This window comes from Faecalibacterium prausnitzii (genome assembly GCF_003324185.1).
GTDB classification, from domain to species: domain Bacteria; phylum Bacillota; class Clostridia; order Oscillospirales; family Ruminococcaceae; genus Faecalibacterium; species Faecalibacterium prausnitzii.
Genome location: NZ_PXUP01000026.1, coordinates 1 through 16,440 on the forward strand (window position 1 = coordinate 1; position 16,440 = coordinate 16,440).

Sequence of the window (16,440 nt, forward strand, 5' to 3'; positions counted from 1 at the left end):
ACCGCACCATTGGCATTTCAGCCACCCCGTCTTCGTTATGACCGGGCTGCGAGTTACAGAAGTACCTTTTGTGAAGTACCGGACGATTGAACTATTCACTTGTCAAGGAACATATGGAAGATTTCTGGACTTTGACGGACGAAAAACATCCTTCTACTTGGTAGCCGATGAAAAAGGCCATTTCGTAGCATTGCAAGCAATTTTGTAAACAAAACGTCATAATAGTCCGAGAATGGTCTTGAAAAAGATGCCCTACACTTGGTAGGCATCGAGAACGCCTGTTTCGTAGCATTGGTGAGAAACTTGTAATTGAATTGTAATTCTTGAGACCAAATCTCCGCTTTTGAAAAAATCCTCTCAATAGGTAGGCAACGAAAACAGCCCAAAGACAACCATCTTTTTGAGAATTAACAAAAAGGTCACAAATGACCGGCTTTCAAAGAGGCGCTTCTACTATTAACAGAAAAAGTGGCCTAAAATGGGGGGTGTTGGAGAAAATTTCTGCCTTAAAAGTACGCCTCTACTCACTAGCCAGCGAGAATAGCCAAAAGCCAGCAAAAAACAAATGAATTATGTACTTCTGCCACTGATTGCAACGGCATATCGGTGACAGAAAGATCGTTTAGAGCGATTCTTCGCGGTTTGGGGTGGTAGAAATCGTTTTGTAGTTGGACTTTTTCTGCTGAAGCTGCTCCAGCTGTTTCAGCACCGATTCCTTCTCCGGGGGCTTGCCGCCCGGTGTGGAAAGCTGCTGCTTATTCAGCACCATGTCGATATACTTGCGGATATTTTTCAGGGCAGAGACATCCGGCTGCAAGGTTTCCAGTTTGGTACGCAGTTCTGCGCTGCCGGATTGCAGCGCAGAAAATTCGGCATCCAATGCCGAAAAATCTACCGCTGTGCTGCCGTTCAGTTTCATCAGAGTGCGGACAGCTTTATTAAAGGTGTCCAGCTCCTCTTTGTGCTGGGCGGCATAAGCGTCCTTGGTCAACTTGAAGTTCTTCTTGATAAAGGTGTCGTGGATGGGCTTCAGCTTGGCATGGGCGGCGGCAGCATCCTTGATCTGGGCGATTGCCCGCATACGGTTTTCGTTCTGCTTCAACTGCCTACGGAGAGGGGCGGCGGTCTGGTTCAGGTTAGAAATTGCGGTATCCAGATCCTCGATGGTGTTCAGAGAATGGGCTTTCAGATAGTCCACCGCCCGTTTGACTTCCTCAAAGTCTCGGACAGTGCATTTCAGTTTTGCCTTGCCAGACCAATCGCTGCGCTGCTCGTTGCGGAGGTTGAAGTAATCCACCAGCAGGTCGGACAGCATTGGCTCCTTGGCTTGTTCCAGTGCATCCAAAAGAATCTGCTTCTTTTCATTCAGGTCTGCGATCCAGCGTTGCAGCCCACGAATCGCACTGCGGATGGACTGCATCAGGCTATTGGCGGCGCGAATATCCCGGTTCAGGTTGCCGAGAAAAGTTTCCACTCCACGCTTTTCCATCTGGTGTGCGGCGGGACCGAGATGCACGGTCGGTATCTGCTGGATGCCCTGTCGCTCAAAGGAGCGCAGGTCAACACGTTCCGGGCGGCCAGCCGCTTCCAAATAGCGGTTGGTAATGGTCTCCCAGCCATGCCGCCAGACCTCGGCATACTTCTGGTCGTTCCAGTCCACCGTGTTTTCCTTGTGGCACTTCCAGTTGCCGGAAGCGAGCCGGATGCGCTCACCGTTCTCGTCAAGGTCGTACACCTTTCTGGCTTTCGGGAGCCACTTGCCGTGTTCATCTATTGCCCGGAGCGTCAGCAGAATGTGAGCGTGTGGGTTTCCATCTCCCTTGTCGTGGATGGCAAAGTCGGCAATCATCCCTTTGGAAACAAACTGCTCCTGACAAAACTCTTTTATCATGGACAAATACTGCTCCTTCGGCACCTCCACCGGGAACGCCAGCACGATGCGCCGGGCAAGCTGGGAGTTCCACTGGTTCTCCACAGCTTCTACGGCGTTCCAGAGGGTCGCCCGGTCTGCATATCCGGGCGGCGCATAGGATGGCAGCATGATCTCAGCGTGGACAAGCTCTTTCTTCTTGTTGTAGAATTTTGTTCTCTGGTCGTACTCGCTGAACAGCCGTTCGCCGCTTTGGTAAGCGGCCCCGGCAACAGCGGACTGCCCTTGGCTGCGCTTGACGATGGTAATTTTGAAATGCGGACACGGAATAGGCATCACCCCCAAACAAAAAGACCGCCCAGCAAGATTGCTCTTGGTGAACGGTCTGGAATTGTATTCGGTTTTGCTCGCCGCCTTAGAACGGAGTGCCATGCGCTTCGATCTCAGGCGGGAGCCGCAAAAGGATAGCTGCAAAGCAGCGCAAGGAAAATGCAGTTTTCCTTGGGATGGAATCGGGCTGGCGCACAAACGCCAGCTTCGATTTCATCGAGCCGTCTGCAAGACCGCAATTTCACCGGAACGGTGTATAATTGCGCCCTTTATTCTAAAGGGTGCGGAACGCTGCGGCTTTCGTGCAGGTCGTGAATCATCTTTGCAAGAGCCAGCGCAACTTCCGGCTGACGGAACGCAATTTTCAGCAGCTCCATCACCTGATCGTTGGTGAGTTCTTCCGGCGCAATCAGAAAACTTTCCAGCATTCCGGCACGGGTACACAGCCGATGCACACGGGCCTTGCGGGTCAGCTCCGGTATCTGGTGTTCCAGAATTTTCTCCCGGTGCTGGTAGTAGCGCAGCTGCTGTTCTGCTTTGGCTTTCTCGCTGCGGAGATAGGCGAGATCGGTTTTCGGTTGGGTCAATGGCATCACGCTCCTTTTCAAAAGTTGGTTGTATTCGACATTTTTATTGGTTCGTGGTACACTACACACAATCAATGTGAATAGAGGTGACTGCGTTGCTTGCGTTATATCTAAGTGTGCTTGATGATCGAAACTTTGAAGAAGATTTTACCGAGGTGTACAATACATACAAACGGCTGGTTTACCATACCGCTTACAAAATCATGGATGATTCGTATCTGGCAGAGGATGTGCTACAAGAGGTATTTTTGTACGTTGCAAAAAATTTTTCTAAAATTCATCGAGAAAACTGTCACGAACTCGCTGCTTATCTCGTTAGTTGTAGTAGAAGCCGTGCATATGATATGTTTCGCAAACAACGAGAAGAATTGCTGGAAGATGTCCCAAACGAACCAGATGCCGCTCCGGTGCCGGATGATGCAGCAGTTAGCACCGATAACATTGAACGTCTAACAGAACTGATTGGCCAAATGAAACCGATGTACCGTGATCCGCTACGCCTTTTGGCAATGGGATATACAAACCGTGAGATTGCAAAATCGCTGGGATTAACGGATGAAGTGGTACGAACACGGCTCTTTCGAGGACGAAAACTATTATGGAAGGAGATGAACAGCCATGAGTGAGCGGACAGACATTTCATTTGATGCGGCTTTGATGATGGCACTTCGTGCAGATGCGCAAAGAGAACTGGATTCGCTTCCAACGCCAAAGCAGTTTGAGGAAATCTACCCAGATACGTCCCAATGGGACGAACGAATGACAGAGGCCTTAAAGAAGAAAAAGCACCACCCAGTGTTGAAACGAGTACTAATTGCGGCATTGACACTCGTAATGCTGACGGTTGGTGCTCTTGCGGTCAGCGCTGATTTCCGCAGGGCAGTCTATACGATGATTCAAAAATTTCTGCCCATTGAGATGCAGCTGACTTATCAGGTGGATGGCGAACCGCTGGAGTGGCTCCCGGATGGATACAGCGACCATTATGTGCCGAACGGCTTTGAAATGGACGATGTGCAGAAATTTGAGCGAGCAGAAAACTTTTTACATGTTTACTCGTCAAAAGAAACAGAGGAAAGCTACACAGTCCGTTGCTCAATTATCCAGCCAGGGCAGCAGTCCCTGTTTGATAATGAGCATACAGTGTACGAAACCGTAAAGGTCGGAGAAGCAGATGGTGTACTTGGAACCAGTACGGATGAACATGGAAAGAATGTTTATACTCTAAGTTGGGAACATCGGGGGATTACACATACCGTTATGGGAAACATTCCATACGATGAGATTATGAAAATTGCGGAAGGTATCCGTTAAGAAAGCTGGACACTTGTGAGAGTTCACAAATGTCTGGCTTTCTTTTTGTCTGAACTTACAAAGATGGAAAATTTGAAAAATTTTCTCCTGAAAATTGAAACGAAGCGAATGCGAATTGCGTTGATTATACAAAGGCTCTTGATGGGAGCAAAAAAACGGAGGTGTATGTCTATGTCGAAAAAGCGTTTGTTGTCCATTGTTGTTTCAGCGGTGATTCTCTTGAGCTTTGCCTGCACCGCAATGGCCGCTGAAAAGTCTGAACGGTATGTAGGCGATAGTACGGTCAACGGATCTATTTACCAAACATACTATCAGGTTGATGCCCAGACTCGAACTGGAGTAAAGAAAATCAGCGTTTCAGGCGTTCTCTATGAAAAGGGGACAATTGGAACATGGCAAAAAGTAAGTAGCTGCTCAAACAGCAGCACGACCTCAACCTGCATGGTGAGCAGTAGCTTTAACACTAAGCCCGGAAAATCTTATAGGCTTGAGTATTCTGCGACCTTTAGCTATTCCGATGGACGGAGCGAAACCATTACCGGAAGTACCAGTAGATAAGTGGAGTTTGTTATATATTTCAGCAAGTTAGAAAGGTGTGAGGTAATTATAAAGGCGAGACCAACGCGAGTTATCCGATACCTAGCTATAGTCGCACTGTGCTTGCTTTTGGGCTTTATGCTTGGAAGAAAAAGCAAATATGAAAAACGAGATTATTTGAAACAATTCAAAATTGGAAAAGCAACATACTCTGAATCGTTGATATATGAGGCTTATGGCGGATTGCAAAATGATGGGATAATGTTAGCGGTATACTACGATGTGGATGCAGCCAAAATTATTCATCAACTCGATTCATGGGAGAAAATTAATGATTCTCCAACCATATCTTCTATATTAAAAAATGTGTCGTCATATTTTGGATTAGATTTTGTGATTCCTGAAATTGCAAGTGGAAATTTTTTTCTTTATGATAATAGTCAGCATAAGGAACTACGCTCGGAAGCCGAAATGAATACATTGCTTTTACATTCTGAAGATGTGAATTTTAGTCTCGTTGTCTGGGATGATGAGAAGCACACAATTTATATAGTAGAGTACAGAATTTAAGGAGGTTCGTTATGAAGAGGTTCGTATCATTAATTCTTTCAGTGTGTTTTTTGTTTTCGATAAATACTGTGTCTTATGCTGCTAACATAAGCAGCCGTAAAGCTAGCAATCCTGTTATTCAAAGCATGAATGATAAGTATCATGTTGATTTTTCGGGAATGTCGATAGATGAATTAAATAAGTTTATCGATAAGATGAAAGATGAAGATCAAACACGTGCATCTGGAAATTTGTTAAATAATACACAGCTTGCATGGTTGGCAGCTGCGCAAATTGCACGGGATAAGGGATATGAATGTGCGGCTCTTATGGTTGAATTCTCTGTATATAATATTGACTATTCTGAGAGTGTGACGGATTCTTCGACGCCATTGCTTGACAAGTTAAACACGACAACAGTTTTTAATAATTATAAAAACAAAGTACTTAATAGTGGCTTGAAAGATTTTAGTGGAGGAAGTTGGTCTTTTACAATTCAAAAGTCTGATAATGCAGATTTATTCTATGCATTGCATAGGGTAAGCACCTCTGGAACAGGCTTCATGATTGGTAATTCTATAATGTATTACTTGATTACCGTTCATGACACATTTGATTTTGCATATGACAACAACTATGACGACTTGTTTACTACTACAGTGAACAATTGGGCTTGGTTGTGCCAGCAGACGCATGTGTTGAATCCCATAGAGATAAATCTTAGCACGGCTATTGGATAAAAAATCAGTGGTATTTATTTTTTTGCGAAAGTAAAAGTTGAAATCTAAAATAAGGATGGCTCTAACGTATGAAAAATTTTACGGAGGTGTTTCCAATGCAGAGCAACTGATGTATAAGAAATCTTGTGTATACTCTAAAAGTAAAGAAGGAAAATTAAAATAGCTAGTGAAAAAATATCTCGTAGAATTTTTTTGAAAGCAAGTGGGATTGTGGCTCTTTCTTCAATGGAGCTTAACTCTGGGCTGACTGCTTTTGCAGATAATCAAAGTGATGGAAGCAAATCTCATATCGAGAGATACCATAGATACGATTTTGATACAAAAGAAGAATCTATAGAGGAAATTATAGTTGAAACCAATTCCTTCACGGATGGAGAGACAACTGCAGGCTATTTTCCAAATGGAAAGATTTCGGATATTGATCTATCCGATCTGTATGCGATTATCGGAAGCAATGATATCACTGTTGTTGATAATCCAACGGCAACACCATATTGTAGTACGGTATGCCTACAGATAACGACCAATAATGGAGGGACAAATTATGGTTCTGGATTTATGATTGGGCCTAATGCACTTGCAACAGCAGCACATAATCTATACAGTATAAAGGAAAAAGCCTACGTTAAGTCGGTAAATGTCGCACCTGCTCGATCTGATAATAGTAAACCTTTTGGAAGCGAAAATGTATCGGCAAGTTCGATGATTGTTAGTGATTCTTATCTTGCTGGAACAAGTTCGGAGGATTGGGCGATTATTACGCTCAAGAATAATTTAGGAACGAAAACGGGATGGCTTGGGTTACATTGGCAGTCTAGCAATTATTCATCATCACAGTTGGTGTATGCTTATGGCTATCCGAGCCAAATAAATGGTGCCGATGCGAGATATCGGATGTGTAAATCTTCTGGGTATATTAGAAGTCAGACTTCAAAATATCTCAAGGGCGATTGGGATTTGACAGGTGGCTTTAGTGGTGGTCCTCTTGTAGAATATATTTCTGGAGCTGGGTATGTAGCTATCGGAATCCATAAAGATGGAAGCACAATTGATGGTTCTTCATATCCAACTTCTTATACAGGGGCATTGAGAATAACACAATCGCTTTATACGCTGTTCCTTTCATACAGAGGTTGATAAAATGAAATGCAAACGGAAGATTATGGTTGGCATAGCATTTGTGGCAGTGGTTCTCTGCATTCTATTTCAATCGAATACATTCGGAAGAAAAAAATCGGAACTTATAATTGAAGAAGTTGACCTGAAGAACAATTGTATTTATGCGACTGCAAAAAATCAATTATATGATACGGATGACAATTATATAATTTATGGCGTATCAAACTACTTGAAAGGAAATCTTCAGTTGTCGTATCTTAAAGAAGGCGAAAGCATTCTTGTGATATCAAACGGTAAGGTGTTGCTATCAGATCCGTATCAATTTGATAAAATATACAGTATTCAACTGTTGCAATAGCGTTTCATTTTCTCAATAAATAATATAAGCTATTTACAGCTGCCTCCTCTGTTAAGTGGTGGTGCAGTGCTTATTCTCAATAACGATGCGATTGATGAAAATGATAGACCTTTTTGGAATTTAGAATTTTCTCAATAATCAAGCCCCCAAAATGGCAAACTTGAAATCATCGAGAGATACATAAAATATAGGGTTAAATCGACTTTCGTGTCGAAAAAACAAGTGCTAGAAATAGCAAAATCCATTGAATTTTAGAATGACATTTATAAGAAACCAGTAGATTTGCCTGATATTTGTGATTTCTTTGACCGTTGGGCCATTGATTTTGCACTACATTGATTTTGCACTACTATGAGCAAAGGAAAAACTTAAAATAAGCAAACAACCCGCCATTTGCAGCGACTGCAAGTAGCGGGTTGTTTGGCCTATTTAGAGGTTAGTCTTTCAGTTTGCCATGGTCACAGCCAAGTGAGAGATAATGCTCAATCTCACCACTCAGCACAAGCTGGACGCACTCCAAGGGCTTGTTGTATAGTAGCCAATCAAGTTCAGCTCGCTGTGCCGGGGTATTGCCGTATTCGTCCTCGATGGCAAGGCAGTCAATGGCAATGGCAGAGCCATCAGCGAACTGGGCTTCCGCTCGGTTGGTGTCCATATTATAGTGCCAAGAACGTGCTTTTTGAGAACTATTCTGGTCAAAAATTCGATTTTGTTTCATTTGAATGCCCTCTTTGATGCTTTTATGATTTAGTTTTTTGACGAGATGAGGTCTCTTTTTTCTTTCTCTTGAGTCACCCAACCGCACTATCCTGCATCACAGGCATTGACGATGGTATCCACATCGGAGCGGTCCATCAGGGCACGGAGATTTTCAAAAGCGTCCTCCTTGCCCAGTGCCAGTACATAGCGGAACGGCTCCGGCAGAATGGGAAGATCATCATAGCGCCATTTCTTGAAACGCTCGTCATAGCCACCCGCATCCATCGGGGATACCAGGTGCCCAACGCACCAGGATACGAGAAGGCCGCTGCCCTCATAAAAGCCATCAGCCCTGGATGAAGCACCCAGGGCCGACGCGATAGATTTTGCCACACTCGGTTTTTCTGCGATAATCAGTTTCAATATAGAATCCTCCTGACATTGATTTTCCACACAGCCTCCTTTATACTTAAAATATGAAAATAATAAAAGGAGGCATTTCCCATGAATGAAAAAGTCACAAGATTTCCTATCACCTACTCCGAGCGGAGAAAGAACATGGTCGGTCCACTCTGCGTTGAATGCCAAGTATCCGGGCGTTACCTTCGTTTCCATGAAAAATCTGATATTGTGCAGGCAGGTGAATTTATTACGGTAGATGTAATGGCTATGCAGATGGATGAAGATAAGCCTTCTAAGAAAATATGTGAGTTAATCATTACAAGAGAAGACCTTATGAATGCGTTGAAGCATATTTCTCCCAACGATTAAAGGCTTATTCTAATCATTCACATTGTCCTCCGTATCCTCATTGACCATTTCTTCATCCTCAAAATCGTAATCTTCGGGATCGGCGCTGACCTTTACACCCTGCTTCGGCTTGATGAACTTCACATAGGCAAAGACTCCGCCGCCTGCCAGCACCAGCAGCAGGACAACGACCAGCAGACCGCCGCTGCTTTTTTTCTCCAGCTGCTCTGGTTCAGGCTCCGGCTCTGCCGCGGCCTCCTTGCCGATGCACTCAGAGAGATTGTTTTTGCAGACAGGGCAATTTGTGTTCACTGCACCAGCCACGCACTTTTCCTTGCAGTTGCAGACGGCGGGCGTTTCCGTTGCGGGCGCATCGTCGCCCATGAGTGTCAAAAGGTCAGCTTCATCCACCTGGTTCAGAAAATGCACGGTTTCCTCGCCCCCGTCGTCACGGTCGATAATGAGATAGAATACGTTACCGTTCTTCGTTTCCACCGTAATGAACTGCTTGCCGCTCCGAGTGCTGCTGCCGATATCGTCGATCAGCGAAAGGTTTCCGTCCGGCGTCAGGGCGGCGCCTCCGCTGCCGCCCATAAGCTGCTCAAACAGCTCGCTTAATTTATCGGGATCAATAGAGAAGGAAAAGTTACCATCATTTTCGCCACCTGTATCACTGAGCGTCATATAGCCGGAATAGACGTAGCCGATCTTCTCCGGCAGCCGGATCATGTACCAGTCGCCATCCGTGCCGATGACCTCTACCACCGTTCCGTTGGGAAGCTGCGTAAAGGCGTAGTTATCCAGCCCAGCACCCGTGCGGACATTCAGCTTGCCACCATTGGTGGTGACGGTGCCGGTCTTGCCGGATTTCTCCGTGCCGCCCAGCATAGAGCCAAACAGCGCAGAGATCAGTTCGGAAAGATCGTCCCCGGTGATATCCGCGCTGTCAGTCGGTTCCGTCTGTGCCTCGGAGGTGGGAGCTGTATCCCCGCCACTTGCAAAAGCGACCGTAGAAAAGGCCGTCATGCAGAGCATAACGGTCAGCAGCACCGTAAGTGTGCGGATCATGTGCTTATTCTTCATCGTCGGCGCCCTCCATCATGTCGGAATCAGCGGTGCCCTCCCTTTCCATCATCCCTTCCGGCAGGGAGATCATGCCGCTGGCGTAGGCGCGCAGGAAGGCGGTCAGCTCCTTGTTGTCCATGTGGACAGCCTTTACCATGCGGACGATCTCCAGATTTTCTTCCTCCGCAAGCTGCGCCTCCAGCGCACGAAGGCGTTTCTGCTGCTCCGTGATCTTCTCCCGAACCTTTTCAATGTCACGACGGATCTTCTCAGTAGTTGCCATAGTCAAATAAACTCCTTTCCAAATCGTTCTCTCCATGAATAGTTGCGTCCAAGCCCCTGAACAGTTTTCAGGTTGGCCCGTGCGTTATCCTCCAATGCCAGCGCACGCCGGAACAAATCCGGGTAATGCTCCCGCAGGTCGATGATCTCCTCCGCCCGCATACTGGGGCAGAAAAAGCAGGAGGACTTTCCCGGCTGCGGCAGGCCCGCCGCCTCGATCGCCCGGATACACGCCTCCCGGTCCCAGCCCCATTCCATCAGGGGATACCATTTGCTGTACTTCGGGTCTGCCAGATCACGCAGAAGGACCTTGTCGCTGCGATAGTGTTCGCCAGCATCATAGCCGATGAACTTGACCACCTTTTTTCCGCTGGCCCAAACCTCACGGCACGGAGGATAGTTGTTGCAGAACTTTTCCTGCGGTCCGATCTTGTGTTTCAGAGAGCACCGCTTGAAACCGTAGGCGATGGAGGGCAGCGTACCGCTTTTCAGACATTCATCCTCTAATGTCAGCCGCCTGCCGTCCCTTGTGGTCTTATAGACCCGTGTGATCTCCGGCATACCGTGTTCCTTCAGCCAGCGATCCATGATATCCAGATAGGCGTAGGTATGGGGATGCTCGCCGCCTGTATCCGCAAACAGAATCAGGTCAACGGGGATACGGTGCTGGTGCAGCCCAACAAGAAGGGCGGTGCTGTTCGCACCGCCGCCATAGGAAACAATATTGATAAACTCACCTCCATCAATCATACGGCGGTCTGCCGTAGGCGTAAAAGTGCTGCTGCCAGTAGCTCGTATTAAGCCTTGCGTACTGGATCGGGTCGCCGCAGTGCAGAAACATGGGGTTGCCTGCTTCGTCCAGCCCCACATAAAAGCCGACATGGGAAATGCCTGCGGTATCGTAGGTTCCAACAAAAAACACCAGGTCGCCTGGCTGCGGATCAGATACCCGTGTGGAAATGTTGTATAGGCCTTGGGCTCCCAGCCGCCCAGTATTGCAAAGGCCGCTGTTGGTCAGAACATAGCTGACAAAGCCGCTGCAATCAAAAGAGGTGGAAGGGCTGCTGCCGCCCCAGACGTAGGGATATCCCAAGTATTTTTCCGCCTCCGTAATAAGCGCCGCAAAGCGTTCATCAGACAGGTATTCCGCAGGGATTTCATAGTCCTCCGGCGGGGTCGTGATATACTTGTCCACATACCAGGAGGACGGGAACAGGTCGGATCGGTTCCCCAGCGTGGACATATACACGGCATACATGGAAAGCGTCTCCGTATCCATGATGTAAACGGGAACATGGCTCAGATCGAAGTTTTCAAGCTCCACGGTGCAGATGTAATACGTGTACGGGACTTCCACCTCATACTCGTTGCCCTCTCTGTCCGTTCTCGTCTCTGTGCGGTAGCGGGTTTCCGTGGTGACCGTCTCGGTAAGGATATATTGTTTGTCGAACAGCATTTGAAGATCATCCTGTACCTGGTCAATGGTGAACTGGCCCTCATGGAGCGCCGACAGAATGGACAGCAGCACATAGGGATCGTGCTTGATCTCGTCCAGATCGAAATGGTATTCGTCATAATCGTGGGTCTGCTCATAGGTGTCCAGATACTCCCGCAATTCATCCTCCATCGCGCAGTAGGCGGCCTCCGCCGCCAGCAGGTCAGAATCCTCAGAGAGATAGGAGGACGCGACAATGTTGGACACGCCTCCGCCGAAGATGGAGGAACAGGATTGCAGCAGCCCCAGCAGCATGACCAGCAGCAGGCCGATCCCGCCAACAATCAAAAACGCCTTTTTGTGTTTGGAAACAAACTCTCCGGTCTTCTTCGCCGCGTCCGCGCTTTTCTTTGCGCCCTTCGCTGCTGTCTGCGCCGCTGTCGCCGCGTCCCCGGCGCTATGCGCCGCCCGATATGCGGCGGCATACTGCTTTTGCAGCTTCTTTTTCTGCCATATCCGGGAGATGGGATTGCTGGCCGCAAGCTGCGGATTCTCCCGCAGTGCCTTTTGATACAGCGCATCCGCATTGACCTGGACCGCCGCCTGCTCTGCGCTGGATACCTCCCGCCAGGGTTTCAGCTTGCGGTCTGCCTGCCAGTTTTGGAGTTTGCGGTTTCCGTAGCGGACAGCCTTTTCCATGCCGCGCTCCGTCAAGTGCCCCGCCTCCACGCCGACATTTTCCTGTTCCACCTCATGCACCTTCGCATGGGCGGCATGGCAGATCTCCTGTAACGGCCGCGCCAGCGGATTCACCGGCTGATGGAGCGAGGGCTGCTTTTCGGGGACAGCGGCCCGTACCGCGTCCAGCTTGTCTGCCGCCTTGTCGGATTTGCGGATCGCCTTTTGCAGCTCCGGCGCGGCGCGTTCCTCCTCGGTGAATTGCAAACGGGAGGATGGGCGGCTATTTGCCGCCGTACCCTCCCGGTAGGCTTTGCGGCGGTTCCGCCGCTTTTTCTTCTGAGACTTCCGGACGCGCCGGTCGTCCAGATGGTGGAGGGCAGTCCTCGCCAGCGCCGTGGAATCGCCGGAGGGGGAATAGTCCTGCTCCGGCGCACGGTCTGAAACATGGCTCGTCTCGCCTGTGACCATGTTGACGGAAATGGCTCCGTCGCGGGTCATCTTCTGCGTTTCCTTCTCAGCGGCTTTCCACTCCTTCATGTTTCACCACCTGCCTTTCCGTAGGGGCAAATGCTGGCGCACTCGCCCGTCTCGATCATAGAGATATATTTGAAAATGGGGTATGCCTGCGGCGGGCAGACCGCGTTGCCCAGGGTTTTCAGCCGTAGGGCGCGGTCTGCGGTGTTCTCGGTGATACGGGGGACTCCCTCCGGCTCAGCGGCCCAGAGGATACGTCCGTCCATTTCCGGGGGAAGCCCATGAGCCATTCCACCCAATCCGGGTTCAGCGCCGCCGTCTCGGATATCGGCCGCTCCTGCCGGATCACCTGGGATGACAGGTTGGCAGACGGAGCGCTGTTGCGAAACGCCGCCGGTTTCAGCGTGGAGCGGTAGCCCTCCGATGCTGCCGGGGTCAGATAGAATACCGCCGCCGACAGGCTGAGGCTCCAGATCGCGCCGCTCTTGTTCACCTTGCGGAATATTCCGTTGTCGGAGAGGTACACATCCAGGTTGGCCGCGTCCCTGCAGGTGTTCTTGTCGGAGGCAAGGGGTGTGGGAAACATCAGCCGCGACGATAAAAGTTCGCTGGCGCTCATGCCATGCGCCGACGCCGCAAGCCGGAAATACGAATGGGAGAACAGCGTATCCCGCTTTTGCCAGGTCAAAGATCGTTTTGTCGAGCCCCATATTGATGAAGCCAACAACATTTTCCCCAAGCACCCAACGGGGCCGCAGCTCGGTAATAACGCGGCACATTTCCGGCCACAGGTAGCGTTCATCCGCAAAGCCCCTTCGCTGCCCTGCGGTGGAGAAGGGCTGACAGGGAAAGCCGCCTGAGATAACGGTAACGGTTTCAAGTCCTGTTTTTTCAAAAAACGCCTCCTTCGTAAAAGTAGTGATATCCCGGAATTTCGGCACCTCCGGCCAGTGCTTTTCCAGGACGGAATAGGGATAGTCCGCCCACTCGCATTGACAGACGGTGCAGAAGCCCGCCGCCTCCGCTGCCAGATCAAGCCCGCCAATGCCGGAGAACAGGCTCACATGGGTTAATTGATTCGCTATTTTGCGTTCACCTCCTGATTTTGGGTACAAGAAAGCGCTACTGTTTCCAGTAGCGCTTTCTATCATTTAACCTTAAACAACCAGTCTTTTTTTCAAATACTCTGTACTAACAATGCGATCCCACTCTGCCTCGAAATATGGATTCAGCTTCTTTTGAGTTGATACCGCTTCTTCAAATGACATTCTCATAGTTAACATCATCATACGCAATCCGTGAAGTTGTACTTCAAACCATTCATATGTGGCATTTTCCGCTAATTCTCTGATTGTTGACCTCGATACAAGGTAATTGTCTGCTGTACCGCTTGAAAAAGCTCGAACCACATACAAATAGTTGCTTTCAGAAGCATATCGCCGGGAGAATACATCGCCGCCGATTTTATTCCACGGTGGAATCTCTCCAACAACTTGTTTATATGACTCAATTAGTTGCCCCTCCGCTTGCCGAATATGTTCGAGCCCTTCTTCTCCTGCGTAGTTGGGAATCGGCATTCCTTTAGGGCAGTCCAAAAATTTTCGGTAAAGCGATTCATTCCTATGGACGATTGGCTGAGACATGGGTGATTGTACTAATATAGAGTAGCCTAATCTTTCATGCCCTGAAAAATAATCTTGAATTTGCCGTACTTTGCAAGCATTTTCATCAATAGGCAGTAGTCCATTGTGTTGTCTGAATCTAACACATAGATCAGAAGCTAAACCAATGTAAAGAACATCTTTGGTATAATAATCCCAAAAGGAATATATTCCCGCCGAAGCCCAGCCAACGGTATCCATCGGCGAACAGATTTCATCAATGTTCTGTGACATCGATTCTGCTTCATCAGCCTTATATGAATCCATGATAATTGTTCCAAACACCAAATCACCTCCGATATGCTTATTGTACCAGCTTAAATGCCCAAAGTACATACATATATATTTTAGTCGCTGTCGTCCTCGCTGCCGTCCGGATCATACGGTGTCAGGTGTGTCCGGCGGATGGCACTTTCCAGCATATCGAAGCCCGTGACACCCGTGCTGTCCGGGATGCCCCACCTGCGGTACATTCTTCGGATGCTCGGATTCTCGCCGGAGAGATTCTTTTGCAGCCGCGCAAGCCGTTTTTCTGTTTTCACTTCTACAACACGGTTGCGGAGAAAGCTGTACTGCGCCAGCAGGTCAAAGAGATCGCCCACCAGCATACGAAAGGCGCCGCCGGAAATGATGTAGGCGGGATCATTGCTGGCAGCGGCACGCTGCTTTTCCCTGATTTTTGCGTCATGCTCTTTCAGTACGGCGGTCAAGGGCGTGAGCTCCGCCGCCTTCAGCTCCGCAAGGTCCTTCCTGTCCCCAAACACCAGATAGCGGCCGGGGATACGCCAGGCGGCGAACTTTTCCTCCGCGATCTCTCCGTAGCGCTTTGCCGTCTCGGCCAGATTATCCAGATCCTTCTCGTCCTTCGCCTTTCCCGCCAGGAAGGTGAGCTGGTGGAGCAGGCCGTACAGATGTACCTCATCATTGATGTGGTTTTCATATACCTTGCTGTCGATCACATATTTCATATCTTGTCCCATCCTTTCCTTATCCGGTTTGCCCGTCATGGGAAACCTCGCTGGGCTTTGTCGTGAGAAGTCTGTATAGCTCGGTGGTCTTGGGAAACTCGTCCTTGAAGGGCAGGATCACATTTTGGAAGAACAGAAGGCCGCTGCCGGGGTCCGCATTGGTCACATAGGCAAGCTGCTCGGCGGAGATGTTCAGCCGCTCCGTCATCAGCTTGCGGTCGCCCGCGGAGAGGTTCAGCAAATAGATAAAATCGCTGTTTTCCAGAATGTTTTCGATCTCCGGGCTGTGCAGCAGGTCCTTCGGGTTCTGCGTTGCCCCGGTCGGGACGCCGCCCCATTTGCGGAAACGCTTCCAGATCTCGGCGCTGTATGCCGCCGTCTGTTCCTCCTTCAAGAGCAAATGGAACTCGTCCACGAAATACCAGGTGGCCCGTCCAATGGAGCGGTTCACCGTGACGGTATTCCACACCGCGTCCTGGACAATGAGCATCCCCGGCTTTTTCAGATTTTTACCAAGCCCTTTGATATCGAAGCAGACAAGGCGGTTGCGGATATCCACGGTGGTACGGTGGTTGAAGAAGTTGAGAGAGCCGTTCACATACAGGTCCAGCGCCTGGGCCACACGGTCCGCCTCCGGGATATGCTGGGCGGTGAGGGCGGCCATGAGGTCAGAGAGGATCGGCATATTCTCCGGCCGGGGATCCGCGAAGTACGGCTGATAGATCTTCTGCACGGCCCGGTCGATGACGGTTTTCTCGATGGCCTCCAGCCCTGTCTTGCTGCCCATGATGAGCTCACAGAAGGACAGCACGAAATCGCTTTTCAGCGCCAGCGGGTTTTCTTCCTCGCTGTAATTGAGGTTGATATCCAGGGGATTCACATAGTCGCGGCTGCTCGGAGAGAGCCGGATCACCTGGCCGCCCAGCCGGTTCACCAGCGGGGAATAATCGGCTGGGTCAGCGGTGTTACCACCGCCTTCCCGCCTAAGAACCGTACGTGACAGTTTCCCGTCATACGGCTC

General features: G+C 49.1%; 20 protein-coding genes. 8 read left to right on the plus strand and 12 right to left on the minus strand.

Features of this window, described 5'->3' with window-relative positions:
- Positions 1-208 (plus strand): hypothetical protein (locus C7J97_RS15265; protein ID WP_207657576.1); only part of this gene is annotated, 208 nt, incomplete at its 5' end.
- Positions 209-622: 414 nt separating this feature from the next.
- Here C7J97_RS15265 and mobQ read toward each other — a convergent pair.
- Positions 623-2,200 (minus strand): MobQ family relaxase, encoded by a 1,578-nt coding sequence (mobQ, locus tag C7J97_RS13305; protein ID WP_044954172.1) that lies wholly within the window; start codon positions 2,198-2,200, stop codon positions 623-625.
- A gap of 269 nt (positions 2,201-2,469) precedes the next feature.
- A complete protein-coding gene (locus C7J97_RS13310; RefSeq protein ID WP_316541617.1) occupies positions 2,470-2,787 on the minus strand; it encodes a DUF3847 domain-containing protein in 318 nt (105 codons plus the stop codon).
- 116 nt (positions 2,788-2,903) lie between these two features.
- Here C7J97_RS13310 and C7J97_RS13315 point away from each other — a divergent pair, with 116 nt between their 5' ends.
- The 6 genes from C7J97_RS13315 (at position 2,904) to C7J97_RS13340 (ending at position 7,064) form a co-directional block, all read left to right on the plus strand.
- On the plus strand, positions 2,904-3,413 hold the full coding sequence (locus tag C7J97_RS13315; protein WP_113993269.1) for an RNA polymerase sigma factor: 510 nt from the start codon (positions 2,904-2,906) through the stop codon (positions 3,411-3,413).
- Positions 3,406-4,101, plus strand: a complete 696-nt coding sequence (locus C7J97_RS13320; RefSeq protein WP_005924698.1) for a DUF4367 domain-containing protein — start codon at positions 3,406-3,408, stop codon at positions 4,099-4,101. The genes C7J97_RS13315 and C7J97_RS13320 overlap by 8 nt, the downstream gene beginning before the upstream one ends.
- Positions 4,102-4,266: 165 nt before the next feature.
- A complete protein-coding gene (locus C7J97_RS13325) occupies positions 4,267-4,659 on the plus strand; it encodes a hypothetical protein (protein WP_227620943.1) in 393 nt (130 codons plus the stop codon).
- Between the two features lie 156 nt (positions 4,660-4,815).
- Positions 4,816-5,208 (plus strand): hypothetical protein, encoded by a 393-nt coding sequence (locus C7J97_RS13330; RefSeq protein WP_223383318.1) that lies wholly within the window; start codon positions 4,816-4,818, stop codon positions 5,206-5,208.
- Positions 5,209-5,219: 11 nt separating this feature from the next.
- Positions 5,220-5,927 (plus strand): hypothetical protein, encoded by a 708-nt coding sequence (locus C7J97_RS13335; protein ID WP_015536562.1) that lies wholly within the window; start codon positions 5,220-5,222, stop codon positions 5,925-5,927.
- Positions 5,928-6,152: 225 nt separating this feature from the next.
- Positions 6,153-7,064 carry a trypsin-like serine peptidase gene (locus tag C7J97_RS13340; protein ID WP_154261247.1) on the plus strand — a complete coding sequence of 304 codons (912 nt, stop codon included), beginning with the start codon at positions 6,153-6,155 and terminating at the stop codon, positions 7,062-7,064.
- 776 nt (positions 7,065-7,840) lie between these two features.
- Here C7J97_RS13340 and C7J97_RS13350 read toward each other — a convergent pair.
- Together C7J97_RS13350 and C7J97_RS13355 are read right to left on the minus strand one after the other, a co-directional pair.
- Positions 7,841-8,122 (minus strand): DUF6061 family protein, encoded by a 282-nt coding sequence (locus C7J97_RS13350; protein ID WP_015536560.1) that lies wholly within the window; start codon positions 8,120-8,122, stop codon positions 7,841-7,843.
- 86 nt (positions 8,123-8,208) lie between these two features.
- Positions 8,209-8,526, minus strand: a complete 318-nt coding sequence (locus tag C7J97_RS13355) for a toprim domain-containing protein (RefSeq protein WP_455709125.1) — start codon at positions 8,524-8,526, stop codon at positions 8,209-8,211.
- Between the two features lie 81 nt (positions 8,527-8,607).
- Here C7J97_RS13355 and C7J97_RS13360 point away from each other — a divergent pair, with 81 nt between their 5' ends.
- Positions 8,608-8,874 carry a hypothetical protein gene (locus C7J97_RS13360; protein WP_113993265.1) on the plus strand — a complete coding sequence of 89 codons (267 nt, stop codon included), beginning with the start codon at positions 8,608-8,610 and terminating at the stop codon, positions 8,872-8,874.
- Positions 8,875-8,883: 9 nt separating this feature from the next.
- On the opposite strand, the gene C7J97_RS15625 is transcribed toward C7J97_RS13360, so the two are convergent.
- From C7J97_RS15625 to C7J97_RS13400, 8 genes are all read right to left on the minus strand, one after another.
- Positions 8,884-9,936, minus strand: a complete 1,053-nt coding sequence (locus C7J97_RS15625; protein WP_113993264.1) for a CD1107 family mobile element protein — start codon at positions 9,934-9,936, stop codon at positions 8,884-8,886.
- Positions 9,926-10,201, minus strand: coding sequence for a DUF4315 family protein (locus C7J97_RS13370; RefSeq protein WP_113993263.1), 276 nt, complete (start codon positions 10,199-10,201; stop codon positions 9,926-9,928). The genes C7J97_RS15625 and C7J97_RS13370 overlap by 11 nt, the downstream gene beginning before the upstream one ends.
- Before the next feature lie 2 nt (positions 10,202-10,203).
- Positions 10,204-10,950: an adenine nucleotide alpha hydrolase family protein gene (locus tag C7J97_RS13375; RefSeq protein WP_455709124.1), complete on the minus strand. Its 747-nt coding sequence runs from the start codon at positions 10,948-10,950 to the stop codon at positions 10,204-10,206.
- Positions 10,943-12,853 (minus strand): C40 family peptidase, encoded by a 1,911-nt coding sequence (locus C7J97_RS13380; protein ID WP_113993262.1) that lies wholly within the window; start codon positions 12,851-12,853, stop codon positions 10,943-10,945. The genes C7J97_RS13375 and C7J97_RS13380 overlap by 8 nt, the downstream gene beginning before the upstream one ends.
- Positions 12,850-13,941, minus strand: coding sequence for a DNA cytosine methyltransferase (locus tag C7J97_RS13385; RefSeq protein ID WP_207657497.1), 1,092 nt, complete (start codon positions 13,939-13,941; stop codon positions 12,850-12,852). Before C7J97_RS13385 ends, C7J97_RS13380 begins: the two co-directional genes overlap by 4 nt.
- A gap of 6 nt (positions 13,942-13,947) precedes the next feature.
- Positions 13,948-14,787 carry a hypothetical protein gene (locus C7J97_RS13390; RefSeq protein WP_207657577.1) on the minus strand — a complete coding sequence of 280 codons (840 nt, stop codon included), beginning with the start codon at positions 14,785-14,787 and terminating at the stop codon, positions 13,948-13,950.
- Between the two features lie 11 nt (positions 14,788-14,798).
- Positions 14,799-15,419, minus strand: coding sequence for a hypothetical protein (locus C7J97_RS13395; protein WP_113993260.1), 621 nt, complete (start codon positions 15,417-15,419; stop codon positions 14,799-14,801).
- Positions 15,420-15,438: 19 nt separating this feature from the next.
- Positions 15,439-16,440 (minus strand): VirB4-like conjugal transfer ATPase, CD1110 family (locus C7J97_RS13400; protein WP_423240885.1); only part of this gene is annotated, 1,002 nt, incomplete at its 5' end.

What these genes read in the sequence shown, in the direction of transcription:
- C7J97_RS13395 (WP_113993260.1), bottom strand. Translation starts at nt 15,419, where the DNA reads ATGAAATATGTGATCGACAGCAAGGTATATGAAAACCACATCAATGAT.
- C7J97_RS13385 (WP_207657497.1), bottom strand. Translation starts at nt 13,941, where the DNA reads ATGATAGAAAGCGCTACTGGAAACAGTAGCGCTTTCTTGTACCCAAAA.
- C7J97_RS13370 (WP_113993263.1), bottom strand. Translation starts at nt 10,201, where the DNA reads ATGGCAACTACTGAGAAGATCCGTCGTGACATTGAAAAGGTTCGGGAG.
- C7J97_RS13350 (WP_015536560.1), bottom strand. Translation starts at nt 8,122, where the DNA reads ATGAAACAAAATCGAATTTTTGACCAGAATAGTTCTCAAAAAGCACGT.
- C7J97_RS13390 (WP_207657577.1), bottom strand. Translation starts at nt 14,787, where the DNA reads ATGTACTTTGGGCATTTAAGCTGGTACAATAAGCATATCGGAGGTGAT.
- C7J97_RS13375 (WP_455709124.1), bottom strand. Translation starts at nt 10,950, where the DNA reads ATGATTGATGGAGGTGAGTTTATCAATATTGTTTCCTATGGCGGCGGT.
- C7J97_RS15625 (WP_113993264.1), bottom strand. Translation starts at nt 9,936, where the DNA reads ATGAAGAATAAGCACATGATCCGCACACTTACGGTGCTGCTGACCGTT.
- C7J97_RS13325 (WP_227620943.1), top strand. Translation starts at nt 4,267, where the DNA reads ATGTCTATGTCGAAAAAGCGTTTGTTGTCCATTGTTGTTTCAGCGGTG.
- C7J97_RS13340 (WP_154261247.1), top strand. Translation starts at nt 6,153, where the DNA reads ATGGAGCTTAACTCTGGGCTGACTGCTTTTGCAGATAATCAAAGTGAT.
- C7J97_RS13320 (WP_005924698.1), top strand. Translation starts at nt 3,406, where the DNA reads ATGAGTGAGCGGACAGACATTTCATTTGATGCGGCTTTGATGATGGCA.
- C7J97_RS13380 (WP_113993262.1), bottom strand. Translation starts at nt 12,853, where the DNA reads ATGAAGGAGTGGAAAGCCGCTGAGAAGGAAACGCAGAAGATGACCCGC.
- C7J97_RS13360 (WP_113993265.1), top strand. Translation starts at nt 8,608, where the DNA reads ATGAATGAAAAAGTCACAAGATTTCCTATCACCTACTCCGAGCGGAGA.
- C7J97_RS13335 (WP_015536562.1), top strand. Translation starts at nt 5,220, where the DNA reads ATGAAGAGGTTCGTATCATTAATTCTTTCAGTGTGTTTTTTGTTTTCG.